The following is a 24,370-nucleotide window of genomic DNA, read 5'->3' as shown; positions in this document are numbered from 1 at the left end:
CGAGGGGGCAGCGCAAGAAGAGCAACGTCCGTTGCATCACGTGCAATGGCGTCACCAGTCGCCGTCCTCCACCGGCTTGCCCTGCGCGTCCTTCAGGGGCAGCACCTGCCCCGGGGACGGCTGCTGCCAGGGCTCCAGGTCGTCGCCGAGCCACTCGCCGACCGGCTTGACCGCCTCCAGGGCGTCCGTGGGGGCGAGATCCCGGGCGTCCTGGTCGTAGTAGTCGTACCAGGGCAGCCCCGCACGGGTGTACGCCGCCCGGTCCACCGGCGAGGGCGGGGGTGCCTCGCCCGTGATGCGCTGCCACTGCGGGGGCGTGACCAGGTGCACGAAGACGCGTCCGGCCGGGGTCTCGGCCCAGTCCCGCAGCGGACGCTCGTCCAGGTACACCTCCTGGCGCATCGAGCCGCCGACACCCAGGCCCATCGCGGCCGGGGCTGCCGACTTCCGTCCCCGGGGCACCGGTACCGCGCCCGGCGCGGCCGCCGCCATGGGCGCCGCGCCGAACGCGCCGACCGCCCGGGAGCTGTGCGTCCGCTCCCGGGCCAGCCGCTCCCGCCGCAGCCGCTCCTGACGGTGGTACTCGGCGAGCGCCTCCTCGGACAGCGGGAAGGACTGGAGCTGCACCCCGCCCCACACCTCCTCGCCGGTGACCTGCCCCTCCACCGTCGCACCCAGCCCGAGCGGAACCGCCACGAACTGACGGACCGTGCCCTTCCCGGAGTTGATGCCGTCCAGCCACGGCTGCCGGGGGAGCACCAGATAGTTCTGCGGCCGCTGCGAGAGCCGGTCGCTCCACGGTTCGCCGGACACCGCGCACACCTTGCCCACGCCGACCTGGAGCGCCGCCGGCCGCGCCGTGCCCGCGAAGCTCAGCCACATCGCCTCGCGCAGGTAGACCGGCAGCATCACCCCGCCCCGGGCCCGCCACTCGTCCGGAACCGTGTCCGGGTAGTCGGCCACCCGCCGGACCGGGAACTCGCCGAGCCCCGGCGGCAGCGGATGGGTGCCCGTCTCCGGGAGCCGCAGCGTGCGCACGAACCGCACCGCCACCCCGCCCGGCAGCCGCAGTGAATTGCCGTCGATCCGTACCGCCGTGTCCGTCATCGGCGTACCCCCTTCCCCGTCCGTGACGGAGAACGCCCCGGACGGCCGTCCTGGTTCCGCCGCAGCCGCTCCGGTACGCCCGCCCGCTCCCGCAGCCAGGTCAGCCACGGGCGTTTGGCGCGCTGCTCGCCGGAGACGCGGTCCAGCTCCTCCAGCAGGCGGCGGGTGCGGTGCTCGGTGTCGAGCTCGTCGAGGAGCCGGTTGACCTCGGTCAGGACGGCACCGAGCAGCTGCCAGTTCCGGTCGTCGCGGCGGACCTCGTCCTGGAGCAGTTCGGCGAGCTTGTCGCGGGTGCCGGTCGCGGTGTGCAGTTCGGCGGCGAGCCGGGCCTCGGCCGACTCCGCGTTCTCGCTGATGCTGGTGGTCACCAGCACCGCGAAGCTCACCACGGCGTCGGCGATCTGGGACAGCAGCTGCTCCAGGGCCGTACCCGCGTCCGACGCGAACAGCGGCTCGGGTTCGCGGACCTTCGCCAGGTCGGTGAAGGTGCGGGCCAGCACGCGCAGGACGACCGTGCAGATCTCCAGCGTGTCCAGGCCGGTGCGGAGCACCACCCGGTGCAGCAGGCCCTCCCGGACCCGGGGGTTGAGCCGCAGGCTGTCCTCCGCCTGCCGCAGCGCCGCGTCGACCTCGATGATGGCGTGGTCCAGACGGCGGGCCTCGTGCAGCCGTGCGGCGGCCTGCTGCCAGGGCATGATCTCCGCCGCCTCCTCGCCCATCCGCAGCATCAGCTGCCGCAGCCGGCGGGCGAGGCCCTCGATCGACTCCCCGGCCTCGTCCACCCACACCGGGGGCGGCAGGAGGAGGTTGCAGCCCATGCCGACGACCGCGCCGATCAGGGTCTCCACGATCCGCGCCCACGCGGTGCTGCTGATGGTGGTGACCCCGAGCACCAGCATGGCGCTGATCGCCACCTCGGGGATGTACTCGTCGACGCGTACCAGATGCCCCACCGCGAGCGAGGCCACGATCAGCAGGGCCAGGCTCCACCAGGTCAGCCCCACCAGCTGGCTGAAGGCGATGGCGACCAGCACCCCGGCCACCACCGCGTTGACCCGGCGCAAGCCGTTGGTCAGGGTGGCGTACAGGGTCACCTGGACGACCAGCAGCGCGGTCAGCGGGGCGGTGAGCGGGGCCGGCTCGGGGCTCAGGTGGAGCGCGACGACGTAGGCGATCGTGGCCGCGGCGGCCGACCGCAGCGTCTGGACGACCACCGGGTCCCGGTGCCGCCGCAGGAGTCGCGACAGCCCCTCGGTCCACTTCCGTACGTTCTGCATCCCTTGGCCTGTTCCCACTCGGGTGTCACGGCGAACGTGATTTCCACAGATCATGCGCGTGTCGGTGGCCGTTGACCAGAGTCGATTACGGAGGGTGTCCGCCACCGCGCGCCCGCCTCGGAAACCGGCGCGACCGGACCGGCCGTGACCGGCTAGGGTCGGCCGGCATCGGATCGGCCACAGGGGGAACCCGATGGAGTTCGCGGACGCCGGTGCGGCGCGGGGCGCGGCGGCGCTGCGCCATGTGGCCGCCCTGTCCTCGGGGCCGCCCCTCGACCCCGGCCTGCGCATCACCCTGAACTTCCACCCCGACCGGCTCTCGGCCGGCCTGCCGATCCTGGAGGCGCTCGCCCGGGACGGCGCCTACCACTCCCAGTTCGTGACCGGCACCGGCAACGGTGGGCTCACCGCACACCCCGGCGGTGACCGGTGGCGCTGGGAGAGCCGGATCTTCGGCGGGACCTACGACGACGCCCTCCCGGCCGAGCGGCCGGTGTACGGCGCGCTGGACGTCCGCCGCCAAGTGGTCGGCGCGGCGCCCCGCTTCGGATCCTCGCACCTGCGCCTGACCGGGCCGGCACTCCACCGCGCCACCTTCTGCTACCCCGACAGCGCTGCCGAGCCCACGGACTTCGGGGTGGCCGCCGGCACCCACCTGCCCGCCCTGGCCGCGGCCGACGAGAGGGACGCCCTCGACGACTACATCGAGGCGCAGGTGCACGGCGGGGTGCGGCTCGACCGGGACGTCGAGGCCCTGGTGCTGGACGCCTGCTACCGGAACACGCCGGTGGCCGCGGCTGCCCGTCGGCTGCCCTTCCCGGTCGAATGGCACCCCGGCTACCGGCTCACCGTGCCCGACCTGCGCCGGCACGCGGACTTCCGGGGCGCCGAGTACGCCGAACTCGGCGCCGCGATCGCGGAGAAGGGGGTGGTCGACCCCCGGATCATCGGTGCCGCTGCCCGCACCGGCCGGTACGGGATCCAGGACCTGAAGATGGTCTGGCACACCCTGGCCCGATTCGGCGCCCCGGAGGGCGCGGGCACGGCCTGCTCGGCCGGAGCGGGTGGGCGGGCGCTCGGTCCGAGCACGCCCAGGGCGTAGCCGCGGGCGACCGTTCACCGGGGCGCGCGTGGCGTTCCGTAGGATGTTCCAGGACCGCAATCCCGGCGGGAACGCGGACGATCGGCTGACTCCCTGGTGGTGGACGGCCGTTGCGTGGAGGATGTCTACGCGGCGAGCCGACGGGTGCCGCAGGGTGGAGCGCTCCGGCAGGAGCGCGGGAGCTGCGCGGGCGACCATGACGCACCCGCAGCCCGCACCCCCCGCACCCCTGCGGTGCACCCCGTTCTCCAGACCCCTTCACTCACAGCGTGAACTAAGGGTTGGGAAAATATCGCTTCCGCCCTCCCGAAGGAGTATGTTGCAGGTCGGGCAGGGTTCGTGAAGGGAGCCACATGGCGGGGCGGAACGGGCGCACGGTACGCGACCTCAGAAGGGCCAACCGCACGGCCGTACTGCAGCGGCTCTACTTCGACGGCCCCCTCAGCCGCTTCGAGCTGGGCCCGGCCACGGGCCTGAGCTCCGGCTCGGTGAGCAACGTGGTCGCCGACCTGGTCGCCGACGGCCTGGTCGAGGAGGCCGGCAGCGTCGACTCCGACGGCGGCCGCCCCCGCACCCTGCTGCGCGTCGCGCCGCACAGCGGTCACATGATCGGCGTGGACGTCGGCGAGACCCGGGTCCGGGTCGAGCTGTTCGACCTCAACCTCACCGAACTGGCCCGCGTCGAGCGCCCCCTGGAGCAACAGGGCTACGACGTCGAGGTGATCGTCGGCCACATCCGGGACGGCATCGACGAGGTCCTCGCCACCGAGGGCGCCTCGCCCGAACTGCTCCTCGGCGTCGGCGTCGGCGTTCCCGGCATCATCGAGCACACCGAGGACCGGGGCGCCCTCGTACACGGCCAGACCATCGGCTGGGACGCCGTCCCCCTGGAGGAGCTGCTGCGCACCGGCTGCCGGCTCCCGGAATCCGTGCGGTACTTCATCGACAACGGCGCCAAGACCCTGGGCCAGGCCGAGATGTGGTTCGGCGCCGGGCGTGGCGCGGACAACGCGGTCGTGGTGCTCTTCGGCTCCGGCGTCGGCGCCTGCCTGGTCACCCCGGACGTGGAGAACGGCCGGGCGGTCGAATGGGGCCATCTGACCGTACGGGTGCGGGGCCGCCGCTGCCGCTGCGGCGCGCTCGGCTGCCTGGAGGCGTACGCCGGTGCCGAGTCGCTGCTCGCCCGCTGGCGCGAGGAGGGCGGCCGGCCGGCCGAGGGCCTCGACGAGGAGTCCGCCCTCACCGCGATGCTCGCCGCCGCCTACCCCGCCGAGGGCACCGAGCCGGACCCGGTCGCGCTCGCCGTGCTGGAGGAGACCGCCGAGTACCTGGGCGCCGGCCTCTCCGACCTGATCAACCTCTTCCAGCCCGAGCGGATCCTGATCGGCGGCTGGGCCGGCCTCCAGCTCGGCGCCCGCTTCCTGCCGGCCGTACGGCGGTACGCGACCACGTACGCGCTGCGGCACCCCGCCGAGCAGGTCACCATCGACCTCGGCCGGCTCGGCCCGGACGCGGTCACCGTCGGCGCCGCCATCCTGCCCCTCGCCGACTTCTTCAGCCGCGGCGGCCGCCGTGCCGAACCGGCGACCGAGAACCGGCTCCCCGCCTGGCGCGCGGCCCTGGAGGAACGCAGCCCGCGCTGACCCACGCGCCGCCCTCCGGTCCTCGCGTCGGCTCCGCGTTTCGCGCGGTGTCGCCGAGGTACTCGCCCGACGCCCGGAACGAGGCCTCGGAACGACGCGAGGGAGTACGCCGTGGGCGAGAAGCAGGACGGCAAGCCGGTCCCCCGGGACCTGCCGGACCAGCAGGCAGGGTCCGGTCAGGACCCGTGGGAGGCGGCGGAGAGCGGACGGCCCGAGGTCCGCCGCGACGACGACCTCCCCGACCTCGACGAGGCCGGCGCGGGGCCGCACGGCACACCGCGTTCGGGGTCGGCGCACCCCGAGAAACCGGTGCCCGACGAGCCGACGGCCTGAGGGGCGGGAGGAAGGCGCATGACGCTCGCCGACCGGTTCCGCTCCTGGCCCGTCCGCCGCCAGCTCACGGAACGCGGCCTGGAGAACGGCGGCTGGGCCACCATCGTCACCGCCCGCAACCCGTCGAGGCACGGGTCCTGGTGACGGAGCGGATCCGGCCGCTGCGCGTGCAGGGCCGCACCGTCCACCAGATCGGCCTGCCCTTCCACTGGGGGCCCAACGGAGTCGCGACCGGCGACGCGGCCAACGAACTGGTGGCCATCACCCTCGACCCCACGCCCACTCCAGGAGGACAAGGCGCTTACCGCCGACATCCTGGCCGGCCGCCGCCCCCGCGGCCCCGACCTGCCCTGGCTGGTCGCCGAGTACCGCAGGCGGGCCGGCATCACCGCGGCCACCGGAACCGAGGTACGCAAGTGACGGGGGTACGCGTCGGGTTCTTCGCCGGCACCTCCGTCCGCAGCGCGTGGACTTCGGCCGGCGACTCCTGAGGCCCTGCCGGGGCGGCGTTGCGGGTTCACGCGCCCTCAGGCGAACGCGTTCACGCCCGTCAGCTCCGCCGACAGGTCCCACAGCCGGGCGGCCTGTTCCGGGTCGACGGCCCAGGCCTTCACGCCGGTCGGCTCGCCCTCCACGGCGGGTTCGGCGATGTCGCAGTCCTCCAGGTACACCCCGCCGAGGTCCGCCAGCTGCGGGGAGGTGGCCGCCCAGGTCTGGGTGGCCGCACCCTGCTCGGGCGTCTTCAGGCCCGCGACCTCCAGCGGGTTGCCCTGCTCGTCCACCCAGCCGCGCTCGATCTTCTCCGCGAGGGGGATGTGCCGCTGGAGCGGTGTCATGATGCCGCCGGGGTGCAGGGCGAAGGCCCGCACGCCCGAGTCCCGGCCCAGCCGGTCGAGGTGCACGGCGAACAGTACGTTCGCGGTCTTGGCCTGGCCGTAGGCCTGCCACTTGTCGTAACCGTGCCGCCACTGGACGTCGTCCCAGCGCATGCCGGAGAAGTGGTGGGCGCGCGAGGAGACCGACACGACCCGGGCGCCGCCGGGCTGGAGGGCCGGCCAGAGCCGGTTGACGAGGGCGAAGTGCCCGAGGTGGTTGGTGGCGAACTGGGCCTCCCAGCCCGGCCCGACCCGGGTCTCCGGGCAGGCCATGATCCCCGCGCTGTCGATCATGAAGTCGACGGTTCGCCCGGAGGCCAGGAACCGCTCCGCGAAACCGCGCACGCTCTCCAGGTCACCGAGGTCCAGTTCGTCCACCTCGACCCCGTCGAGGCCGGCCAGCGCCTCGCGGCCGGCTTCGACGCGCCGTGCGGGGACGACGACCTGGGCGCCTGCCTTGGTGAGGGCCCTGGTGGTCTCCAGTCCGATGCCGGAGTAACCGCCGGTGACGATCGCGAGCCGGCCGCCGAGGTCGAGTCCGGCCAGGACCTCGTCGGCCGTGCTGTCCGCGCCGAAGCCGGAACCGATCTTGTGCTGAGGTGTCGTAGCGCTCATGACCGAAACGCTACGAATTGGAGTGCGCTCGAAGTCAAGCGCGTGTTCCCGGGCGCCCGGAGCGGCCCCGAACAGGGGAAAGCCCCGGCCGCGACGGGGGATTCGCGGCCGGGGCGGCCAGGTGGTGGGCACGGATGGCGGTCGCCTCTCGGCGAAAGGCTCCACAGGGCTTCAGCCGAACGATCGTCCCTGTGGGCAAAAGGTGAGGCCCGGGGACACTGTCCCATCCGCACCCACGGCCGGTTCAACGGACAACCTCCCCCGGCTGTTCCGCACCGGTACGTGATGCGCGTCACCCGCCGGAGAACGGGCTGTCCGCCAGCGAGCCGAGCAGGTCGGCGGGGTCGGCGTAGATCTCCTCCGCCCCGGCGGCCACCAGGTCCGAGCGGGGGATCCCGCCGCACAGCACCCCGACGCAGCGCACGCCGGCCTTGGTGCCCGCCCGCATGTCCCACACCGTGTCCCCCACGAACACCGCGCGGTCCGCCGGCACCCCGGCCAGCTCCAGGGCGTGTTCCACGGGCTCCGGCGCCGGTTTGCCCCGGGTCACGTCGTCGGCGCTCGCGGTGGCGGCGATCGTGTCGTCGGCGTCGATCGCGCGGCGCAGCGCGGCCAGCTCGGGGCCGCTCGCCGAGGTGGCCAGCACCACCCGCCAGCCGTCCCGGTGCAGGCGCCGCAGCAGCTCGCCGGCGCCCGGCAGCGGTGCGAGCCGGTCGAAGTACTGCCCGTAGAGCGCGGTGTGCGCGGCGCTGAGCTCGTCGTCCTGGCTCCGGTCGCGGTCCTCGCCGAGGAGATGGGCGATCAGGTCGCCGGAGCCGAGCCCGACGGAGTGGTGCACGGCGTTCATGGTGACCTGGTGACCGGCCTGTCTGAAGGCCTCCCACCAGGTCGTGACGTGCAGGTGGTTGGTGTCGACGAGGGTCCCGTCGACGTCGAACACGGCAGCCCGGTCCATCGCTCGGCGCCCCTTCCTGTGGTTCGGCTCCGGCTCACCGGGTACCGCGTCAGGCGCCGGTCACGCGCGCCGGAACCCGTCCCTCGCCGGTCCAGGCCAGCAGCTCCCGCGCGGACCAGGTGGTCACCACCCGGTCGGCGGGCACCGCGCACTCCTCGGCCCGCGCGCAGCCGAGGATCTGCCAGTCCAGCTGGCCGGGAGCGTGGGCGTCGGTGTCGATCGAGAACAGCACCCCGGCGTCCACGGCCCGGCGCAGCAGCCGGCGGGGCGGGTCGAGCCGCTCCGGGCGGCTGTTGATCTCCACGGCCGTACCGGACTCGGCGCAGGCCGCGAACACGTCGTCCGCGTCGAACTCGGACTCCGGCCGCCCCCGCCCGGTGACCAGGCGGCCCGTGCAGTGGCCGAGGACGTCGGCGTGCGGATCGCGGACGGCCGTCACCATGCGCCGGGTCATCGAGCGGGCGTCCATCCGCAGCTTGGAGTGGACCGAGACGACGACCACGTCGAGCCGTTCCAGCAACTCCGGCTCCTGGTCCAGCGAACCGTCCTCCAGGATGTCGCACTCGATGCCGGTGAGCAGCCGGAACGGCGCCCAGGGGGCGTTGAGCCGGGCCACCACGTCCAGCTGCTCGCGCAGCCGCTCCGGGGAGAGCCCGCGTGCCACGGTGAGCCTCGGGGAGTGGTCGGTGAGCACCGCCCAGTCGTGTCCGAGGGCCGCCGCGGTCCGGCCCATCTCCTCGATGGGGCTGCCGCCGTCGGACCAGTCCGAGTGCAGATGGCAGTCCCCGCGCAGCAGCGCCCGCAGCCCGGAACCGGGACCGGTGGCGGGTTCGGCCGTCTCTTCCTCAAGCCTGCGCAAATATCCGGGCAAATCTCCGGCCAGCGATTCGTGGACCACCTGGGCCGTTTTCGGGCCCACGCCGCGCAGCGACTCCAGGGTCCCGGCCCGGGCCCGCGCGGCCACCTCGTCGGCGGGCAGGGCGGCCAGGGCTCTTGCGGCGGTGCGGAAGGCGCGGACCCGGTACGTGGGCGCCAGCGACCGTTCCAGCAGGAAGGCGATGCGTTCCAGTGCCTCGACGGGGTCCATGGCCACCTCCACCGTCAGGGTGACTCAGGCCGGTCACTTCCGCCCGGGGAGATCTACCCTCGATTGCATGACCGAGATAGCGAGCCCGTTCATCTCCCAGCCGCGGATCCTGGTGCTCGGGGTCATGACCGGCAAGCCCGGCACCCCGCCCTTCCGCATCGTGGAGATCGACGGTGAGGTGGTCTGCCAGGCGCGCACCATCACGGATGTGCTGGAGGTCGCCGCGTCCCACGGCATCAAGGTCCACGACCTGGACGACCCGGCCGTGGTCTGCTGGGTGGGCGGGGACAAGTTCACCTGGATGCCCCGCCCGTCGCGCCGCTAGGGGCGAGCACTGCGCTCAGCCGACCGTCCACTTCTGGTTGGCGGCGCCCGTGCAGGTCCAGATCTGCAGCCGGGTGCCGTTGGCCGAGTTGTTGCCGGTGACGTCCAGGCACTTGTTCGCCTGTGGGTTCACGATGTCGTGCGCCGAGGAGACGGCCCATTGCTGGGCGGCGGTGCCGTTGCAGTCGTAGAGCTGGACGGCCGTGCCGTCCGCCGTGCCGCCGCCGGTGACGTCCAGGCACTTGCCGAGCGCGCGGACGGTGCCGTCGCTGGCGACCGTCCACTGCTGGGCGGCGGTGCCGTTGCAGTCGTAGAGCTGCACGGGCGTGCCGTTGGCGGGATTCGCCCCGGCCACGTCCACGCACTTGCCGGCCAGGCCCTTGATCGCGACCCCGGCCGCGCTGTCACTGGTCGTCACCGACACCGAGTCCACGACCAGCTGCGCCGGGAAGGCGGTCGAGCCGTCCGGGTCGCCCGGCCAGTAGCCGCCCACGGCCAGGTTCAGGATCAGGAAGAACGGCTTGTTGAACGCCCAGGTGTTGCCGCCCACGTCGGCGGGGGTACGGGTCTCGTAGACGGTGCCGTCGACCGACCACTTGATCGAGTTGGGTGCCCAGTCGACGGCGAACGTGTGGAAGGCGTCCGCGAAGGCCTGTCCGTTCGGCAGCGAGTAGCCGGCGCCTATCCCGTTGGAGCCGGAGTAGCCGGGGCCGTGGATGGTGCCGTGCACGGTCGAGGGCTCGAAACCGACGTTCTCCATCACGTCGATCTCGCCGGAGTTCGGCCAGCCGACCGACCCGATGTCGGTGCCGAGCATCCAGAACGCCGGCCACATGCCCTGCCCGCGCGGGATCTTCATGCGGGCCTCGACGTGCCCGTACTGGGCGCTGAACTTCCCGGAGGTGTTCAGTCGCGCCGAGGTGTACTGGCAGGTGCCGTACCAGCACTGGTAGTTGGCGGGGTTCTCCTTCCTGGCCGTGATGACCAGGTGCCCCTGGCCGTCGAGGGCCGCGTTGTTGGTGCCCGAGGTGTAGTACTCACGCTCGTGGTTGTTGACGTTGTCGCCGGTCTCCAGCGTCCACTTCGAGGAGTCGACCGGCGAACCGGCGGCCCCGTCGAAGGTGTCGGAGAAGGTCACGGCGGCCGCGCTCGCGCCGGCGGACGCGGACGCGGCCCGCGCGGGCCCGACCGCGGCCGTCGCGACCAGGGCCGCGGAGAGCGCTGCGAAGAGACATCTGCGGAGCGATCGTGGGGAGGCCACGGCTCTTCCTTCCGTCGGCGGCCGGGCGCGGGGAGGCAGCCGACCGGGGTGGGGGGTGAAGGCGTCGCCTCTTGATTTAAGAAGTGAGATAAGTCGGCGTCAAGAGCGTGGTACGGACCAGTGTGCGAAAGGGCGGGACGGCCTCGCCGTGCGCCGTACAGATGCGGGCCGGTGGGGGCCGGCCGCACTTTCCCCGCGCCCCTTCAGGGGGCGCGGGGAACTGCGCGGGGCGCGGGGAACTGCGCGAGCAACCACCCACGGCCCGCCGGCGCCCGCCGGGCGAGCCGGACCCGGCCGTCCCGCCGGGTCACGCCTTGCGCTTGCGGGCGTGCACCGCGCGGCCGAGCCGGCGGCCCAGCAGCAGCCAACCGACCAGCGCCCCCGTGGTGTTGAGGATGACGTCGTCCACGTCGAACGCCCGGCCGGTGACCAGCGCGCCCTGCGCCATCTCCACCAGCAGCATCACGATCGCGGTCAGCAGCAGCACCCGCAGCACGCCCCGGGCGCCGGGTGCGAGGACCGGCACGAGGATGCCGAACGGGGCACCGAGCAGGATGTTTCCGCCGATCTGCTTCACGGCGTCACGGAACCCGGGCTGGTCCAGATAGAGCTTCAGGGTGGCGCCGGGATGCAGGTTGGTGTGGGCGATCGACACGGAGGCCGGGGACGGATCAAGGGTCAGATCGGCCAGCACGACGGCGAAGGCCACCATCGCGGCGAAGGCGCAGGCCATGGCCAGCAACCGCAGGGGCAGGGGGAGCGGGCGACGCTCCGTGCCGGTCCGGGCGGCGGAGGTGTCCGCCTCGCCCGCTGCGCCCTTCCTGCCGATGCGCGTCTTCCCGGCGGCCGGCTCCGCCGTGCCGCCCGCCCTGCGCGCGGTGGCCGTCCCGCCTGCCGCGCCAAAGCCGCGCAACCTGCCGAGGAAGCCCGTCCTCCCGGCATCCGCGGGCTCGGCCGTGCCGCCCGGAGCGGCGGCACCGCCCGCGGTGCCGGAGCCGCGCAACCTGCCGAGGAAGCCCGTCTTCCTGGCATCCGCCGACTTGGCCGTGCCGCTCGGTCCGGCGGTATCGCTCGGGGTGCCGGAGCGGCGCACCCTGCCGAGGGTGCCCTTCTTCCCGGCGTCCGCCGGCTTGGTGGAGCCCCCCTTCGTGGCGGTGCCCGGCTGGTCGCCGCGGACGCCGACGACGCGTGCGGCCCTGCTGAACAGCCTCGCCCTCGTGCCGGTGTCCCCGTTCTTCTTCGTCTCCTCGGTGGTCTCGCCTTTGGTGATGCGCAGGCGCGAGGCGGCGCTGGCCATTGAGTCCTCCACTCTCCAACCTTGCGGCGTGATGAGCCAGTTACCCCCGAAACGCCGGGCGATGCCGTGGCCCGGAGGTCGGCCGGAGCAGACCGCTGGTTTCCGGGTGCGCCCCCTGGGCACTCCGGGTGCGTTCCCGCGTGCCGCCGCTCCCGGCGACGGTCGCGATGCTTGGATGCACAAGCGGCAAAGAAGCGGCGAATCGGACATCGCGCCGCACGGCGACCGAGGAGGCGGCGTATGACCAGGCGCACGGCGCTCGGCGCCGCGGCCGAACTGCTGGCCTGGTGGGCCGTTCTCGCCCTGCTCTGGCTGGTGTTCATCAGCAGCGTCGACACCCTGGAGCGGATCGTCGGCGCGAGCGTGGCGGCGATCGGGGCGCTGGTGGCGCGGGCCGGCCGGCGGGCGGTGAACTGGCGGTGAACGGCTGGATCCTGGCGGCGACCGTGCTGCTGGCGGGGGGCGCGGGCACCGCCCTGTGGGGCGTGGCCACCGGCCCGCTGAGCCGCCGCGTGGTCGCCCAGAACCTCTCCACCTCGGTGGTCTGCGCGAGCCTGCTGCTGCTCGCCCAGGGCTACGACCGTACGTCCTACGTCGACCTCGGCCTGCTGCTGGCCGTGCTGGGCCCCGTCGGCACCCTCGTCTTCGCCCGGCTGCTCGCCGACGACCTGACGGACGGCCGGGCCGCCGCCTGGGGCCTGACCTGGACGACGGTCGGGGTGGACGCGGCCGTCGTGGTCGCCCTGTGCGTGGCGACCGGGCCGGGCCGGGCGATGGTCAAACTCCTGGTGATCGGGGCGTTGCTGACCGGCGGGAACGTGGTCGCCTCCCGGGCGCTGTCCGGCGGCTTCCGGGGGGTGCGCGGTGGCTGACGCGGTGATCGTCGTGGCCCTGCTGCTCACCGCGGGAGCCGCGACCGTGGCCGTGGCGGTCCGGGACCCGGCCCGCCAGGCCCTGGTGCTGTCCCTGCTCGGCCTGTTCCTCGGCGTCGTGTTCACCGTGCTCCAGGCCCCCGACGTCGGCCTCTCCCAGCTCGCCGTCGGCTCCGCCCTGACCCCGCTGCTCATCATGCTGTCGGTGCGCAAGGTGCGGCGGCGCGGGAAGGGAGGCGAGAAGTGAGCCGCTCCTTCCGGCTCTGGGTGCTGGCCATTGGCGGCGCGGGCCTGGCGGCGCTCCTGGTCGCCGCCTGCTTCGACCTGCCCGGCTTCGGCGGCACCCGCCACCCCTACGGCGACCGTGCCGTGCGCGCCTCCCTCGCCCGGCACACCGCCAACGTCATCTCCTCCGTCAACTTCGACCAGCGGGCCTACGACACCCTCGGCGAGATGAGCATCCTCTTCGCCGCCGTCCTCGGCTGCGTGGTCCTGCTGCGCCAGAACCGGGACGAACAGCGGGACCGCCCGGAGCCCACCGAAGTGGCCCTGCCGGTCCGGCGGTACGCCCTGCTGATGCTGCCCGTCGCCCTGGTCACCGGCCTGTACGTCATCGCGCACGGCCAGCTCAGCCCCGGCGGCGGCTTCCAGGGCGGGGTCGTCGCCGCGACCGCGCTGCACCTGCTGTACCTCGGCGCCGACTACGGCGCCCTCGAACGCGTCCGCCCCATCGGCGTCTTCGAGGTCACCGACTCCCTCGCGGCCTGCTCCTACCTGGTCCTCGGCCTCGCCGGGGTGCTGGCGGGCACCGCCTTCCTGGCCAACACGCTGCTGCCGTACGGCACTTTCAACACGCTGTCCTCCGGCGGCACGGTCCCCCTGCTGAACGCGGCCATCGGCATGGAGGTGGCGAGCGCGGTCGTGGTGCTGCTCGCCCGTTTCCTCGACCAGGCCGTCGAGATCGAGGAGGAGAACGGGAGTTGAGCCCGCAGTGACGCACTCCGTGATGCACGTCTTCCCCTACCTGGTCGCCGTCTGGATCTTCCTGGCCGGCTGCTACGGCCTCGCCACCAGCCGGAACCTGATCCACGCCGTCGGCTGTCTGGCCGTCGTCCAGTCGTCGACGTACGTCCTGCTGCTCGCCGTCGGCTATCGCGACGGCGGCACCGCACCCGTCTTCTCCGACCTCGAGCCCGGCGCCCGGCCGCTGGTCGACCCGGTCGTGCAGGCCCTCGCCCTCACCGACGTGGTGGTGGGCGCGACCGTCACCGCGCTGCTGCTCGCGCTCGTCCTGCAGATCGCCAAGCGGCACGGCACGGTCGACCCCGACGAACTGACGGAGCTGCGCGGCTGATGCACCACCTGCTCCCGCTGCTCGCGGCCGGTCCCCTGCTCGGCGCCACCCTGCTGGTGGCCGCCGGCCGCCGGCTGCCCAGGGTCGTCGCCGAGAGCTTCGCCTGCGCGGTCTGTGCGGGCACCTGCGCCCTCGCCCTGGTCCTGCTCCTGAACTCCTCGCCCCCGATGACCGAGTGGGTGGGCGGCTGGCGGCCGGTCCACGGGGAGAGCGTCGGGATCCTGGTGGTCGGGGACGGACCGGCCCTCGGCATGGCCACGCTCGTCTCCCTGCTGACGCTCGCCGCCCTGGTGTACTCCTGGCACTACTTCGAGGAGCCGCCACGCGGCCACGCCGGCTCCTACCCGGCGCTGATGCTGGCCTTCCAGGCCGGCATGTGCGGGTTCGCCATCGCCGGCGACCTGTTCAACATGTTCGTGTTCTTCGAGCTGATGAGCGTGGTCGCCTACGCGCTGACCGGCTACCGCATCGACGAGGCGAAGGCGGTGCAGGGCGCGCTGACCTTCGGCGTGGTCAACTCCCTCGGCGCGTACGCGATGCTGACGGGCATCGGACTGCTGTACGCCCGCACCGGCGAACTGGCCATGTCGAAGATCGGCCGCGGCCTGGACGCGCACGGCCGCCCCGACGCGCTGGTCCTCGCCGCGTTCGTGCTGGTGCTCACCGCGCTGCTGGTAAAGGCCGCCGCCGCCCCCTTCCACCTCTGGCTCCCCGACGCCCACGCCGTCGCCCCCACCCCGGTGTGCATGCTGCTCTCCGGGGTCATGGTGGAACTGGGCGCGTACGGCGTGTGGCGGGTGTACGGCACGGTCTTCGCCGGCCCCGGCGGCATCCCGGCGGCCGACCTGGAACGGGCCCTCGTCGTCCTCGGCGTGCTCACGGCCGTGGTCGGCGCGGTGATGTGCTGGCACCAGCGGCACATCAAACGGCTGCTGGCCAACTCCACCGTCGCCCACACCGGGCTGTTCCTCGTCGCCCTGGGCGTCCTCACCCCGGAGGGCGACGACGGGGCCGCGCTCTACATCCTCGGGCACGCGGGCGTGAAGGCCGCCCTGTTCGCGTGCACGGGCATCCTGCTGGACCGCTACGGCAACGTCGACGAACGTGCGCTGCACGGGAGGGGCCGCGATCTGCGCACGGAGGGCGTCCTGTTCGGCGTCGGCGGGCTGGCCCTGGCCGGCCTGCCGCCGTTCGGCACCGGCATCGGCAAGGCGGTCTCCGAGGAAGCGGTGGGCGGACCGCTCACGGTGCTGTTCGTCCTCGCGTCGGCGGTGACGGCGGGCGCGGTGCTGCGGGTCGGCGCCCGGGTCTTCCTCGGCCTCGGTGACCCGCCGCCCAAGGGCGCCGCCTACGAGACCACCGGGGCCGACGAGGAGCCCGAGACGGAGGGCAGGCTGGACCGCATCCCGGCCACCATGACCCTCGTCCCCGCGGTCCTGCTGGCCGGCGCCCTCGCCGTCGGTGTCGCTCCCGGCCTACCCGAGATGCTGTCCCGTGCCCTCGCCGCGGCCGGCACGGGCGGGACCCCGGCCGCCGTCCACTGGACGACGGCCGGGGTCCTGCTGGGCTGTCTCTCCACCCTCCTGGCCGTGGGCCTCGCCGCCGTCGCGATCGTCCGCCCCGGCCTGCTGTCCGCCCCGGACCGGGCGCTGCCGCTGCGCCGCCTGCAGTCCGGGCACATCGGGGACTACGTGGCCTGGCTGCTGGTCGGCACCGCGGCACTGGGCGCGCTGGCCCTGCCCGCGGTGCTGGGCGGCTGATCACACGGCGTCGATCAGATCGTCCCGTACGACACGTGCACCTCCGTGAATCCGAGGGAGTGCAGCAGCCCCTCCAGCATGTCGGTGGTGTTGGTCTCGGCCCGGGTGGTCAGCCCGCTGTCCTTGGCCGCTGTGTCGATGTGCTTCACGGCCAGCTTCTGCACCGCCTGCTCACCGTTGGGGTTGTCGGAGAACAGGTCGCCGAGCCGGTCGAGCAGGCCGCGCTGCTTGGACACGGCGTAGGAGTGGTCGGGGTCCAGCGTCGCCTTGCCCAGCTGGGCGTGCGGCAGCCGGATGGTGGCCTCGGTACGGTCGCCGTTGACCGTCACGTCCTTCTGCGCGATCCCGCCGAGGTCGACATAGGCGTCGACCGTGCCCGCCCCGACGTACAGGGTGCGGGTGCCGCGGATCGCGCTGGGCAGGTACTTGGCGTCCTTCTCCAGGTCCACGACGACCTGGAAGTTGCCGGAGGCCGCGTCGTAACGGCTCATGTCCTGGATGGACTTGAGCAGCGCCGGGCCGGTGTTGTCGCGGGTCTCCGTGCCGAACAGGTCCTTGATCCCGGGCAGCACCGCCAGTTTGATCCCGGCGAACAGCACCACGAGCACCAGCACCAGCGCGGTGACCAGCTTCGCCCAGCCGGGCATACGCCGGGTCCGGGCCGTGACGGGAGCGTCCTGTGTGGCGCTCGCCTTGCTCTCCTTGGTGGAACTCGCCATGTGACGGTCCTCCTTTCCAACGACACGCATGCCCGCCAAAAGCCCTGCCAGACCGTCTTGTTGGCCGATTGAGACAGCTGAGGCAGGACTGATACACGCGGCGGCGTGACAGTCCCGGCGGCCACCGGCCACCGGCCACCGGCCACCGCTCGCCCGGACGGCCGGTCAGGACCGTGCGGCCAGCTCCGCGATCCGGCGCGCCGACGGCGAACCCGGGTCCGCGGTGACGAGGACGACCTCCTGGTCGTCCTCCGGCACCAGCAGGACGTCGCAGTTCAGCCGCAGCCGCCCCAGCTCCGGATGGTCGAGGAGCTTGGTGCGGTGTCCGGGGGCGTGCACCGGATGGGCCGCCCAGATCCGCCGGAAGTCCTCGCTGCCCGCCCGCAACTCCTCCAGCAGGGCGCTGAGCTGAGCGTCGTGCGGATACCGCTCGGCGGCCCGCCGCAACCGGGCCACCACGATGTGCCCGGTCTCCTCGGCACGGGAGCTCTCGTACATCCGCCCCTGGCCGAGGAAGCGCCGGCGGGCCAGGTTGGTCGTGCCGAGGCCGAGATCGCCGCCGAGCAGCAGCTGGGCGAGAGGGTTCCAGGCCACCAGGCCGTAGGCCGCGTCGGTGACGATCGCGGCGGTGTCGGGGAGCCGTTCCAGCAGGCGGGCCACGTGCGGTCGTACCCGCCGTACCGCCGTGCCGCCGGGTGGCGGCGCGGCCGAGCCGGCCAGGTGGAAGAGGTGGCTGCGCTCGGCGGGGGCCAGCCGCAGTGCCCCGGCCAGGGCGTCCAGGACGCGTGGGGAGGGGCGGGGGCCGCGGGCCTGCTCCAGGCGGATGTAGTAGTCGACGCTCATGTGCGCGAGCTCGGCTACCTCCTCGCGGCGCAGCCCGGGGGTGCGGCGGTCGGTGCCCGGCGGCAGGCCCACCGTCTGCGGGTGCAGTCCCGCGCGGCGCTCGCGCAGGAAGCGGGCCAGTTCCTGCCTCGCCATGCCGGCGTCCTCTCCTCGGTCCGCCTGGTACAGGTGGTCCCTGGCAGGGCGGACGCGGCCGGGGGACCGTGGCTGACATGAACGATCGCACAGCACTCGTCACCGGTGCCAACAAGGGCATCGGCTTCCACATCGCCAGGCTGCTGGCCGAGGAGGGCTTCCGCGTCCACGTCGGGTCCCGGGATGCCGAGCGCGGCGCGCGGGCCGTGGCGGAGATATCGGCGCGAACGCACGGCTCCTGGTCCTCGACGTCACGGACCCCGGCAGCGTCGAGCGGGCCGCCGCCGGAGTCGACCGCCTCGACGTCCTGGTCAACAACGCCGGTGTCCAGCCGGTGACCGGCACCCCCTCGGAGACCGGCGTCGCGGACTTCCGGCGGACGTACGAGGCCAACGTCTTCGGCGTCGCCGCGGTCACCAACGCCTTCCTGCCCGCCCTGCGCCGCTCCGCCCACCCGCGCGTGGTGAACGTCAGCAGCGGTACCGCGTCCCTCGCCTGGAGTACCCGGCCCAATCCGCAGTTCGCCGAGGGCGTCCCCAGGTCCGCCGCCTACCGCTCGTCCAAGGCCGCGCTGAACGCGCTGACCGTCCTGTACGCCCAGGAGCTGGCCGAGGCCGGATTCAAGGTGAACGCCCTGGCCCCGGGACGGCGGGCCACCGACCTGGTGCCCGGTGCGGCCGCCGGGGGCGGCGATCCTGCCGAGGGTGCGCGGGGTGCCGTACGACTGGCGCTGCTGCCCGACGACGGCCCCAGCGGCGGGTTCTTCTCCTGGGACGGCACACCCGTGCCGTGGTGAGAGCGGCACGGTCCGTAGCATGAGCCCGTAGCCCGTACTGATCATGCGAGGAGCGGATCGTGCGAGACATCGCCGTCTTCAGCGGGAGCGCCCACCCCGAGCTGGCCGAGGAGGTCTGCGCGCACCTCGGGGTGCCGCTCAGCCCGACGCGGGTCAGCCGGTTCGCCAACGACTGCCTGGAGGTGCAGCTCCAGGCCAACTGCCGGGAGCGGGACGTCTTCCTGATCCAGCCGCTGGTCCGCCCGGTGCAGGAGCACCTGGTGGAGCTGCTGCTCATGTGCGACGCGGCCCGCGGTGCCTCCGCGGGCCGGATCACCGTCGTGATGCCGCACTACTCCTACGCCCGCTCCGACAAGAAGGACGCCCCGCGCATCTCGCTGGGCGGCCGCCTGGTCGCCGACCTGCTGGTGGCCGCCGGCGCGAGCCGGGTCCTCGCCATGACCCTGCACGCCCCGCAGGTGCACGGCTTCTTCTCGGTACCGGTCGACCACCTGCACGCGCTGCGCGAGCTGGCGGCGCACTTCCGGCGGTACGACCTGTCGCGCACCACCGTCGTCTCGCCCGACCTCGGCAACGCCAAGGAGGCCGCCGCCTTCGCCCGGCTGATCGGAGCCCAGGTGGCGGCCGGCGCCAAGCAACGCTACCCGGACGACCGGGTCACCATCAGCTCGGTGATCGGCGAGGTGGCCGACCGGGACGTCATCGTGCTCGACGACGAGATCGCCAAGGGCAGCACGGTCGTCGAACTCCTGGAAAGAATCAGGGAGCTGGGGCCGCCGCGGTCGATCCGGATCGCCTGTACGCACGGGCTGTTCGCGGCCGGGGCGCTCAAGCGGCTGAGCGAGCAGCCCGACGTGCTGGAGATCGTCTGCACCAACACCGTGCCGGTGCCCGTCGAGGAGCACACCGACAAGCTGCGGATCCTGTCCATCGCCCCGGCCCTCGCGGAGGCCGTACGCCGTATTCACAACGGTGAGTCCGTGAGCGCCCTGTTCGACGAGCCGCGCAACCTCTAGACAGGAAGGAGGAGTTGTAGCGCTGAACCGCGCTCGGCGGCACCGACGCGATCAGGAGGCCCCCCGTGGCGAAGGCCAGGTTCGAGCGGACGAAACCACATGTGAACATCGGCACCATCGGGCACATCGACCACGGCAAGACGACACTCACCGCGGCCGTCACCAAGGTGCTGCACGACAAGTTCCCCCAGCTCAACCCCTTCACGCCGTTCGACCAGATCGACAAGGCGCCCGAGGAGCGGCAGCGCGGCATCACCATCTCCATCGCGCACGTCGAGTACCAGACCGAACGCCGGCACTACGCGCACGTCGACTGCCCCGGCCACGCCGACTACATCAAGAACATGATCACCGGAGCCGCCCAGATGGACGGGGCGATCCTGGTGGTGGCCGCCACCGACGGGCCGATGCCGCAGACCAAGGAACACGTGCTGCTGGCCCGCCAGGTGGGGGTGCCGTACATCGTCGTCGCGCTCAACAAGACCGACATGGTCGACGACGAGGAGATCCTGGAACTGGTGGAGCTGGAGGTGCGCGAACTGCTCACCGAGTACGAGTTCCCCGGCGACGACGTCCCGGTGGTCCGGGTCTCCGCGCTCAGGGCCCTGGAGGGCGACCCGCAGTGGACCGCGGCCCTCCTCGAACTCCTCGACGCCGTCGACCGGTTCGTGCCCGAGCCGGTGCGGGACGTGGACCGGCCGTTCCTGATGCCCATCGAGGACGTCTTCACCATCACCGGCCGCGGGACCGTCGTCACCGGCCGGATCGAGCGCGGTGTGCTGCGGGTCAACAGCGAGGTCGAGATCATCGGCATCCATCCGCACAAGACGCGGACCACGGTCACCGGCGTCGAGATGTTCAGGAAGCTGCTCGACGAGGGCCGGGCCGGGGAGAACGTCGGGCTGCTGCTGCGCGGGGTCAAGCGGGACGACGTGGAGCGCGGGCAGGTCGTCATCAGGCCCGGATCGGTCACCCCGCACGTGGAGTTCGAGGCGCGGGCCTACATCCTGTCCAAGGACGAGGGCGGCCGGCACACGCCGTTCTTCGAGAACTACCGTCCCCAGTTCTACTTCCGCACGACCGACGTGACCGGCGTCGTCACCCTGCCCCCGGGCACCGAGATGGTGATGCCGGGCGACAACACCACCGTGCGCGTCCGGCTGATCCAGCCGATCGCGATGGAGGAGGGCCTGAAGTTCGCGATCCGCGAGGGCGGGCGGACCGTCGGCGCCGGTCAGGTGACGAAGATCCTGCAGTAGGACTCCTGGGGGCGCAGGCCCGCAGGAAACCGGAGTGGCAACGGTGTCATAAGGTGCCGGACGTGGCCTCGGGCTGGCCCAGGGCCGCGTCCAGCGTCGCCCGGGGCGGCAGCAGCCGCGACAGTCCCGTCACCTTGAGCACCCGCAGGGTCAGCGGGTGCGTGCAGACCAGCTGGAGCTCCCCGCCGCGCTTCAGCACCCGGCTGCGCGCCCGGTAGAGCAGCCGCAGCCCCGAGCAGTCGAAGAACTCGACGGGCAGCAGGTCGATCACGACCCGGCCGTTCTCCTGGGCGGTCACCCGGTCCAGATGGGGCGCGATCTCCGTCGCCGCCGCGATGTCGATCTCGCCCCGCAGCTCCAGCACCGTGTGGCCGCGGTCCTGGTGGATGCGCAGGTGCCGGGAGAGCGGCGCGGGATCCTGCCGGGGTTCCTGGCGCACGTCGACATCAACCTCCCACCCCTGCCGGTTCAATTCCGTTCCCCGCACTGCAAGTTACCCTCGATGGAGGGAATTTGAGCATGTTCGATTGACATATGTCTGCTGCTTCGGCTCGCCATTTTCTGTGGCGTGCGCGACAGTCGGGGAACCGGCACGTGAGAGCGGTGCCCGCCTAGGAGAGCGCGTGCCACGCCTTGCTCAGCGCCTGGCGGAACTGCTCCTCCTGGTGCGCGGTGAGCTCGCGGACCATCCGCTCCTCCAGCTCCCGCACCGGCCCGGCGGCCCCGGCGAGCAGTTCGCGCCCGGCGTCCGTCAGCAGGATCAGCAGCTCCCGCCGGTTGCGCGGATTGCGCTCCCGCCGGATCAGGCCGCGCGTCTCCAGGGACCTCACGAGGTCGGCCATCGACTGGGCGGTGACGAACGAGTCCCGTGCCAACTGGGCCGCCGACAGGCCGTCGTGGCGCTCCAGGACGGTCAGGGCCGTGTACTGCAGCGCGGTGATCCCGGCGGGCTTCACGAGCTCGTCGAGGTGTGAGCGCACCACCAGCTCCACCTGCTTGACCATGTACAGCAGCGAGGGGCGTGTCTTTGTACCGACCATGCGTTCACCCTAGACCATTGACAGGAATCCTGTCCGTAATGAGACTGCGGACCAACAGGAATCCTGTTTGTTGAAGGCTAAGCGATCGACGCTGGGGAGTGGGCAATGACGACCACCTTCGAGACCGGACCGGGGCAGCTGTTCATCGGCGGACAGTGGCGGGAGGCCGTCGACGGGGCCCGGACGGAGGTGACCGACCCGGCCACCGGTCAGGTGATCACCACCGTCGCGGAGGCCGGCGCCGCCGACGTCGACGCCGCCGTCCGCGCCGCCCGCGAGACCTTCGACGCGGGGGAGTGGGCGGGACTCAGCGGCCGGGAGCGCGGCCGCGTGCTGCACCGCGTCGCGGAGCTGATCCGGGAGAACGCCGAGGAGATAGCCGCCCTGGAGAGCCTGGACGTCGGCAAGCCGATCACGCTGGCCCGGGCCGTCGACGTCACCAACGCGGCCAACGACTACGAGCACTTCGCCGCCCTCGCCCACTCCCTGGACGGCGCCGTCCGCGACGTACCGATGAACGCCCTCGCCTACACCCGGCGCGAGGCGATCGGCGTGGTCGCCGCCATCACCCCGTTCAACTTCCCGCTCATCCTCGCCGGTTCGAAGATCGGCCCGGCCCTCGCCGCCGGAAACACGGTCGTCCACAAGCCCGCCGACGAGACCCCGCTCAGCGCGCTGCGCATGGCCCGCCTGTTCAAGGAGGCGGGCGTCCCGGACGGGGTGGTCAACGTCGTCACCGGCGCCGGGCCGGTCGCTGGCGAGGCCCTGCTGCGCCACCCGGGCGTCGACAAGGTCGCCTTCACCGGCTCCACCGCCGTCGGGCGGCACGTGACGAGCACGGCCGGGGAGGCGCTCAAGCCGGTCACCGTGGAACTCGGCGGCAACGCGGCCCACCTGGTCTTCGAGGACGCCGACCTGGAGAACGCCGTCGGCGCGGTGATCAAGGCGTTCGTCTTCAACACCGGCCAGTTCTGCATGGGCGGCCCCCGGCTCCTCGTCGCCCGCCCCGTCTACGCCACCCTGCTCGGCATCCTCGCCGAGGCCGTCCCCGGCGTCCCGGTCGGCGACCCGCGCGACCCCGCCACCGTGGTCGGCCCGATGGCGGGGGAGAAGCACCTGCGCAAGGTCGAGGAGTACGTCGACCTCGCCCGCAAGGAGGGCGGCCGGATCGTCTGCGGCGGCGAACGCCTCGACCTCGGCGGTGGCTTCTACTACAAGCCGACCGTCGTCGCGGACCTGCCGAACGACTCCCGGGTGATCCAGGACGAGATCTTCGGCCCGGTCCTCACCGTGCAGCCCTTCGACTCCGAGGACGAGGCCGTCGCCCTCGCCAACTCCACGCCGTACGGCCTCGCCGCGGGCGTCCAGACCGGCAGCCTGGCCCGCGCGCACCGCGTCGCCGCCCGCCTCCAGGCCGGGATCGTCTGGGTCAACGACTGGGCGATGCTCGACCCCGCCGTCCCCTTCGGGGGTGTCAAGGCGTCCGGCTTCGGCCGCGAGTACGGCCCCGAGGCGCTCGCCGCCTACACCAAGGTCAAGTCCGTCGTCGTCTCGCTCGACTGAGCCCCGCAGACCAGGAGTTCCTACGATGTCCCTCACCACCCGAGCCGCCGTGGTCGAGTCCGGCGGCGCCCCCTTCACCCTCGGCGACGTCCAGCTCGACGCACCGGGGCCGTACGAGGCGCTCGTCCGCATGGTCGCCACCGGTCTGTGCCACACCGACCTCAGCGTGGCGAGCGGCGGACTGCCCTTCCCGCTGCCCGGGGTGCTGGGCCACGAGGGCGCCGGCGTCGTCGAGGCCGTGGGCTCCGCCGTCACCGGCGTGGCCCCCGGCGACCACGTCGTGCTGTCCTTCACCTCCTGCGGCTCCTGCCGCAACTGCCACGGCGGCCACCCCGCCTACTGCACCACCTGGCTGCCGCTCAACCTGATCGGCGGCCGGCGCGCCGACGGCACCGCCACCGTCAGCCGGGACGGCGAGCCGCTCGGCGGGCACTTCTTCGGTCAGTCCTCCTTCGCCGAACGGGCGCTGGTGGACGAGCGCAGCCTCGTCAAGGTCGACCCGGACGTCCCGCTGGAGTCGATCGCCCCGCTCGGCTGCGGGGTGCAGACCGGGGTCGGCGCCGTGTGGAACGTCCTTGAGCCGGCCGCCGGCAGCACGGTCGTCGTCCTCGGCGCCGGAGCGGTCGGCCTGTCGGCCGTCATGGCCGCCGCGCTCACCCCCGCCACCACGATCGTCGCCGTCGACCGGGTGGCCGAACGCCTCGAGCTGGCAAGGGAGGTGGGCGGCACCCACACCGTCGACGCGAGCCGGGAGGACGTGCCCGAGGCCCTGCGGCGCATCTCCAAGGGGGCGGGCGCCGACGGCGTCGTGGAGACGACCGGCAACGTCGGCGTCCTGCGCCAGGGCGTCGACGCGCTGGCCGCCCGCGGCACCCTGGTCGTCGTGGGCGCCCCGCCCTTCGGCACCGAAGTCCCCCTGGACGTCAACGGGTTGCTGTCGGGCAAGCGGATCGTCGGCCTCACCCTCGGCGACAGCGAGACCCAGGCCTTCATCCCCACCCTGGTCCGGCTGGTCCGCGAGGGGCGGCTGCCGCTGCACCGGCTGATCAGCACCTACCCGTTCGCCGACATCGACCGGGCGGTGCGGGACATGAGCACGGGCAAGGCGATCAAGCCCGTGCTCACCTTCTGACCCGC

The 24,370-nt window shown here is 72.9% G+C and carries 25 protein-coding genes and 2 pseudogenes; 16 read left to right on the top strand and 11 right to left on the bottom strand.

The features are described from left to right. Positions 1–51: 51 nt before the first annotated feature. Both JF597_RS09285 and JF597_RS09280 read right to left on the bottom strand, forming a co-directional pair. On the bottom strand, positions 52–1,107 hold the full coding sequence (locus JF597_RS09285; protein ID WP_293991616.1) for a hypothetical protein: 1,056 nt from the start codon (positions 1,105–1,107) through the stop codon (positions 52–54). Continuing rightward, entirely contained in the window at positions 1,104–2,384 is a 1,281-nt protein-coding gene (locus JF597_RS09280) for an aromatic acid exporter family protein (RefSeq protein ID WP_293991613.1), read from the bottom strand. The genes JF597_RS09285 and JF597_RS09280 overlap by 4 nt, the downstream gene beginning before the upstream one ends. A 193-nt stretch (positions 2,385–2,577) precedes the next feature. On the opposite strand from JF597_RS09280, the gene JF597_RS09275 reads away from it, so the two are divergent. From JF597_RS09275 to JF597_RS09260, 4 genes and pseudogenes are all read left to right on the top strand, one after another. Continuing rightward, positions 2,578–3,486, top strand: coding sequence for a DUF3626 domain-containing protein (locus JF597_RS09275; protein ID WP_293991611.1), 909 nt, complete (start codon positions 2,578–2,580; stop codon positions 3,484–3,486). Positions 3,487–3,839: 353 nt separating this feature from the next. After that, on the top strand, positions 3,840–5,129 hold the full coding sequence (locus tag JF597_RS09270; RefSeq protein WP_293991608.1) for an ROK family transcriptional regulator: 1,290 nt from the start codon (positions 3,840–3,842) through the stop codon (positions 5,127–5,129). Positions 5,130–5,240: 111 nt separating this feature from the next. Further along, the gene (locus JF597_RS09265; RefSeq protein ID WP_293991606.1) at positions 5,241–5,462 is read left to right on the top strand and encodes a hypothetical protein; all 222 of its coding nucleotides are present in this window, start codon (positions 5,241–5,243) and stop codon (positions 5,460–5,462) included. A 69-nt stretch (positions 5,463–5,531) separates the two neighbouring features. Beyond that, a pseudogene (locus JF597_RS09260) lies at positions 5,532–5,882 on the top strand (molybdopterin dinucleotide binding domain-containing protein); the annotation flags it as partial. A 107-nt stretch (positions 5,883–5,989) separates the two neighbouring features. Here JF597_RS09260 and JF597_RS09255 read toward each other — a convergent pair. The 3 genes from JF597_RS09255 to JF597_RS09245 all read right to left on the bottom strand — a co-directional run bounded on the left by JF597_RS09255 (position 5,990) and on the right by JF597_RS09245 (position 8,994). Continuing rightward, complete coding sequence (locus JF597_RS09255) at positions 5,990–6,952, bottom strand: SDR family NAD(P)-dependent oxidoreductase (protein WP_293991603.1); 963 nt, start codon at positions 6,950–6,952, stop codon at positions 5,990–5,992. 292 nt (positions 6,953–7,244) lie between these two features. After that, the gene (locus JF597_RS09250) at positions 7,245–7,907 is read right to left on the bottom strand and encodes an HAD family hydrolase (RefSeq protein ID WP_293991601.1); all 663 of its coding nucleotides are present in this window, start codon (positions 7,905–7,907) and stop codon (positions 7,245–7,247) included. Between the two features lie 49 nt (positions 7,908–7,956). Then, positions 7,957–8,994: a PHP domain-containing protein gene (locus JF597_RS09245; protein WP_293991599.1), complete on the bottom strand. Its 1,038-nt coding sequence runs from the start codon at positions 8,992–8,994 to the stop codon at positions 7,957–7,959. 67 nt (positions 8,995–9,061) lie between these two features. On the opposite strand from JF597_RS09245, the gene JF597_RS09240 reads away from it, so the two are divergent. Further along, entirely contained in the window at positions 9,062–9,319 is a 258-nt protein-coding gene (locus JF597_RS09240; protein ID WP_293991596.1) for a hypothetical protein, read from the top strand. Positions 9,320–9,334: 15 nt separating this feature from the next. On the opposite strand, the gene JF597_RS09235 is transcribed toward JF597_RS09240, so the two are convergent. Both JF597_RS09235 and JF597_RS09230 read right to left on the bottom strand, forming a co-directional pair. After that, on the bottom strand, positions 9,335–10,579 hold the full coding sequence (locus JF597_RS09235; RefSeq protein ID WP_293991594.1) for a family 16 glycosylhydrolase: 1,245 nt from the start codon (positions 10,577–10,579) through the stop codon (positions 9,335–9,337). Positions 10,580–10,886: 307 nt separating this feature from the next. Further along, the gene (locus JF597_RS09230; protein ID WP_293991766.1) at positions 10,887–11,408 is read right to left on the bottom strand and encodes a VanZ family protein; all 522 of its coding nucleotides are present in this window, start codon (positions 11,406–11,408) and stop codon (positions 10,887–10,889) included. A gap of 708 nt (positions 11,409–12,116) precedes the next feature. Here JF597_RS09230 and JF597_RS09225 point away from each other — a divergent pair. Genes JF597_RS09225 through JF597_RS09200 form a run of 6 tightly spaced genes read left to right on the top strand, consistent with a single transcriptional unit; the run spans position 12,117 to position 15,862 of the window. Continuing rightward, positions 12,117–12,299 (top strand): hypothetical protein, encoded by a 183-nt coding sequence (locus tag JF597_RS09225; protein ID WP_293991591.1) that lies wholly within the window; start codon positions 12,117–12,119, stop codon positions 12,297–12,299. After that, positions 12,296–12,748 (top strand): monovalent cation/H+ antiporter complex subunit F, encoded by a 453-nt coding sequence (locus tag JF597_RS09220; RefSeq protein ID WP_293991588.1) that lies wholly within the window; start codon positions 12,296–12,298, stop codon positions 12,746–12,748. The genes JF597_RS09225 and JF597_RS09220 overlap by 4 nt, the downstream gene beginning before the upstream one ends. Beyond that, positions 12,741–12,995 carry a hydrogenase subunit MbhD domain-containing protein gene (locus JF597_RS09215; protein ID WP_293991585.1) on the top strand — a complete coding sequence of 85 codons (255 nt, stop codon included), beginning with the start codon at positions 12,741–12,743 and terminating at the stop codon, positions 12,993–12,995. The genes JF597_RS09220 and JF597_RS09215 overlap by 8 nt, the downstream gene beginning before the upstream one ends. Then, positions 12,992–13,732: an MnhB domain-containing protein gene (locus JF597_RS09210; RefSeq protein ID WP_293991583.1), complete on the top strand. Its 741-nt coding sequence runs from the start codon at positions 12,992–12,994 to the stop codon at positions 13,730–13,732. The genes JF597_RS09215 and JF597_RS09210 overlap by 4 nt, the downstream gene beginning before the upstream one ends. Before the next feature lie 22 nt (positions 13,733–13,754). Continuing rightward, positions 13,755–14,102, top strand: coding sequence for a sodium:proton antiporter (locus JF597_RS09205; protein ID WP_293991764.1), 348 nt, complete (start codon positions 13,755–13,757; stop codon positions 14,100–14,102). Further along, a complete protein-coding gene (locus JF597_RS09200; RefSeq protein WP_293991580.1) occupies positions 14,102–15,862 on the top strand; it encodes a complex I subunit 5 family protein in 1,761 nt (586 codons plus the stop codon). The genes JF597_RS09205 and JF597_RS09200 overlap by 1 nt, the downstream gene beginning before the upstream one ends. 14 nt (positions 15,863–15,876) lie before the next feature. Here the strand turns inward: JF597_RS09200 and JF597_RS09195 are convergent, their stop codons facing one another. Together JF597_RS09195 and JF597_RS09190 are read right to left on the bottom strand one after the other, a co-directional pair. Beyond that, positions 15,877–16,509 carry a DUF4230 domain-containing protein gene (locus JF597_RS09195; protein WP_293991761.1) on the bottom strand — a complete coding sequence of 211 codons (633 nt, stop codon included), beginning with the start codon at positions 16,507–16,509 and terminating at the stop codon, positions 15,877–15,879. A gap of 237 nt (positions 16,510–16,746) precedes the next feature. Continuing rightward, complete coding sequence (locus JF597_RS09190) at positions 16,747–17,559, bottom strand: helix-turn-helix transcriptional regulator (protein WP_293991578.1); 813 nt, start codon at positions 17,557–17,559, stop codon at positions 16,747–16,749. 77 nt (positions 17,560–17,636) lie between these two features. On the opposite strand from JF597_RS09190, the pseudogene JF597_RS09185 reads away from it, so the two are divergent. The 3 genes and pseudogenes from JF597_RS09185 to tuf all read left to right on the top strand — a co-directional run bounded on the left by JF597_RS09185 (position 17,637) and on the right by tuf (position 20,630). Further along, positions 17,637–18,355, top strand: a pseudogene (locus JF597_RS09185) (SDR family NAD(P)-dependent oxidoreductase). A gap of 59 nt (positions 18,356–18,414) precedes the next feature. Then, on the top strand, positions 18,415–19,371 hold the full coding sequence (locus JF597_RS09180) for a ribose-phosphate pyrophosphokinase (RefSeq protein ID WP_293991576.1): 957 nt from the start codon (positions 18,415–18,417) through the stop codon (positions 19,369–19,371). A gap of 65 nt (positions 19,372–19,436) precedes the next feature. Continuing rightward, entirely contained in the window at positions 19,437–20,630 is a 1,194-nt protein-coding gene (tuf, locus tag JF597_RS09175) for an elongation factor Tu (protein WP_293991574.1), read from the top strand. A gap of 46 nt (positions 20,631–20,676) precedes the next feature. Here the strand turns inward: tuf and JF597_RS09170 are convergent, their stop codons facing one another. Beyond that, on the bottom strand, positions 20,677–21,069 hold the full coding sequence (locus tag JF597_RS09170) for an anti-sigma factor antagonist (RefSeq protein ID WP_293991572.1): 393 nt from the start codon (positions 21,067–21,069) through the stop codon (positions 20,677–20,679). Positions 21,070–21,241: 172 nt separating this feature from the next. Beyond that, positions 21,242–21,670, bottom strand: coding sequence for a MarR family transcriptional regulator (locus tag JF597_RS09165; RefSeq protein WP_293991570.1), 429 nt, complete (start codon positions 21,668–21,670; stop codon positions 21,242–21,244). 105 nt (positions 21,671–21,775) lie between these two features. On the opposite strand from JF597_RS09165, the gene JF597_RS09160 reads away from it, so the two are divergent. Both JF597_RS09160 and JF597_RS09155 read left to right on the top strand, forming a co-directional pair. Next, entirely contained in the window at positions 21,776–23,233 is a 1,458-nt protein-coding gene (locus JF597_RS09160) for an aldehyde dehydrogenase family protein (RefSeq protein WP_293991567.1), read from the top strand. A gap of 25 nt (positions 23,234–23,258) precedes the next feature. Beyond that, complete coding sequence (locus JF597_RS09155) at positions 23,259–24,365, top strand: NAD(P)-dependent alcohol dehydrogenase (RefSeq protein ID WP_293991564.1); 1,107 nt, start codon at positions 23,259–23,261, stop codon at positions 24,363–24,365. Positions 24,366–24,370: the final 5 nt, after the last annotated feature.

Origin of the sequence: Streptomyces sp., from assembly GCF_019510245.1 — a bacterium.
Lineage (GTDB): Bacteria > Actinomycetota > Actinomycetes > Streptomycetales > Streptomycetaceae > Streptomyces.
This window is presented reverse-complemented; position numbering and strand designations above follow the sequence as displayed.

Bases quoted from the DNA above. Each gene is read 5' to 3' on its own strand.
- JF597_RS09285 (WP_293991616.1), bottom strand. From the start codon at position 1,107: ATGACGGACACGGCGGTACGGATCGACGGCAATTCACTGCGGCTGCCG.
- JF597_RS09280 (WP_293991613.1), bottom strand. From the start codon at position 2,384: ATGCAGAACGTACGGAAGTGGACCGAGGGGCTGTCGCGACTCCTGCGG.
- JF597_RS09275 (WP_293991611.1), top strand. From the start codon at position 2,578: ATGGAGTTCGCGGACGCCGGTGCGGCGCGGGGCGCGGCGGCGCTGCGC.
- JF597_RS09270 (WP_293991608.1), top strand. From the start codon at position 3,840: ATGGCGGGGCGGAACGGGCGCACGGTACGCGACCTCAGAAGGGCCAAC.
- JF597_RS09255 (WP_293991603.1), bottom strand. From the start codon at position 6,952: ATGAGCGCTACGACACCTCAGCACAAGATCGGTTCCGGCTTCGGCGCG.
- JF597_RS09250 (WP_293991601.1), bottom strand. From the start codon at position 7,907: ATGGACCGGGCTGCCGTGTTCGACGTCGACGGGACCCTCGTCGACACC.
- JF597_RS09245 (WP_293991599.1), bottom strand. From the start codon at position 8,994: ATGGACCCCGTCGAGGCACTGGAACGCATCGCCTTCCTGCTGGAACGG.
- JF597_RS09240 (WP_293991596.1), top strand. From the start codon at position 9,062: ATGACCGAGATAGCGAGCCCGTTCATCTCCCAGCCGCGGATCCTGGTG.
- JF597_RS09225 (WP_293991591.1), top strand. From the start codon at position 12,117: ATGACCAGGCGCACGGCGCTCGGCGCCGCGGCCGAACTGCTGGCCTGG.
- JF597_RS09205 (WP_293991764.1), top strand. From the start codon at position 13,755: ATGCACGTCTTCCCCTACCTGGTCGCCGTCTGGATCTTCCTGGCCGGC.
- JF597_RS09200 (WP_293991580.1), top strand. From the start codon at position 14,102: ATGCACCACCTGCTCCCGCTGCTCGCGGCCGGTCCCCTGCTCGGCGCC.
- JF597_RS09195 (WP_293991761.1), bottom strand. From the start codon at position 16,509: ATGCCCGGCTGGGCGAAGCTGGTCACCGCGCTGGTGCTGGTGCTCGTG.
- JF597_RS09190 (WP_293991578.1), bottom strand. From the start codon at position 17,559: ATGGCGAGGCAGGAACTGGCCCGCTTCCTGCGCGAGCGCCGCGCGGGA.
- JF597_RS09165 (WP_293991570.1), bottom strand. From the start codon at position 21,670: ATGGTCGGTACAAAGACACGCCCCTCGCTGCTGTACATGGTCAAGCAG.
- JF597_RS09160 (WP_293991567.1), top strand. From the start codon at position 21,776: ATGACGACCACCTTCGAGACCGGACCGGGGCAGCTGTTCATCGGCGGA.
- JF597_RS09155 (WP_293991564.1), top strand. From the start codon at position 23,259: ATGTCCCTCACCACCCGAGCCGCCGTGGTCGAGTCCGGCGGCGCCCCC.